This window comes from Pseudomonas sp. JL3, assembly GCF_031570575.1.
In the GTDB taxonomy this organism is placed as follows: domain Bacteria; phylum Pseudomonadota; class Gammaproteobacteria; order Pseudomonadales; family Pseudomonadaceae; genus Aquipseudomonas; species Aquipseudomonas cucumis.
This window is the reverse complement of record NZ_JAKWJK010000065.1, coordinates 1-1,195: the sequence shown is the minus strand read 5'-3', so window position 1 is coordinate 1,195 and position 1,195 is coordinate 1. Positions and strand designations below refer to the sequence as shown.

Here is a 1,195-nt window from a genome sequence, read left to right as displayed (position 1 = left end):
CGCCGGCCGTCACCACCATCACCGACTCGATCGACAACACCAGCCTGACCCTCAGCGCCACCGGTACCGTCGTCGAAGGCGGCCAGATCACCTACACCGCCACCCTGACCAACCCGGCCGGCACGCCGATGACCGTGACCTTGAGCAACGGCTCGGTCATTACCATCGAAGCGGGCAAGACCACCGGCAGCGTGACGGTCGATACCGCGGCCAACGACGTTTACAACAACGGCAGTACCGTCAGCACTACGATCACCGGCACCACCGGTGGCAATTTCGAGCAACTGACGCCGAGCACCGAGCCGGCGCTCACCACCATTACCGATTCGAAAGACGACACCGGCCTGAGCCTGTCGGCGTCCACCGAAGTGGCCGAAGGTGGTCAGATTCTGTACACCGCAACCCTGACCAATCCGGCCGGCACACCGGTCACCGTGACCTTGTCGAATGGTGCGGTGATCACCATCGCCGCCGGCGCGACCACCGGCAGCGTGAGCGTCGATGCGCCTGCCGATGATGTTTATAAAGATGCCGGCAAGGTTGAAGTGACCATCAAGGACGCCGCTGGCGGCAACTTTGAGAACCTGGTGACGGACCCGGCGGCAGCGGTCACTGACGTGACTGATACCCTCGATACCAGCACCGTTTCGCTGACGGCTACCGCGGGCGTTGTCGAGNCTGGCGGCAACTTTGAGAACCTGGTGACGGACCCGGCGGCAGCGGTCACTGACGTGACTGATACCCTCGATACCAGCACCGTTTCGCTGACGGCTACCGCGGGCGTTGTCGAGGGCGGCACCGTGGTTTACACCGCATCCGTGACATCACCGGTCACCGGTTCGCCGGTGGTTGTGACCCTGTCGAATGGCCAGACCATTACCATTCCGGTCGGATCGAGCAGCGGTTCTGTCAACTTCGTTGCGCCAAACGATGCCCTCGCTGGCGGCGGCTCTCTGAGCGTCAAGATCGACGATGCCAAGGGTGGTAATTACGAGAAGCTGGAAGTTGATGGCAAATCAGCCGACACCTCGGTGACTGATACCCAGGACACCACCAACCTGTCGCTGACCGCCAGCGGTTCAGTGGATGAAGGTGGCCAGATCACCTACACCGCAACCCTGACCAATGCGGCCGGCACGCCAGTCACCGTGACGCTGTCGAACGGCGCCGTGATCACCATCGAAGCGGGTAAAAC

Annotated in this window: 1 protein-coding gene; it reads left to right on the top strand. The window is 62.3% G+C overall.

All coding sequences use genetic code 11. The features are described 5' to 3' along the window. A partial coding sequence (locus MMG91_RS28790) for an immunoglobulin-like domain-containing protein (RefSeq protein ID WP_310661451.1) occupies positions 1-1,195 on the top strand: 1,195 nt, incomplete at both ends.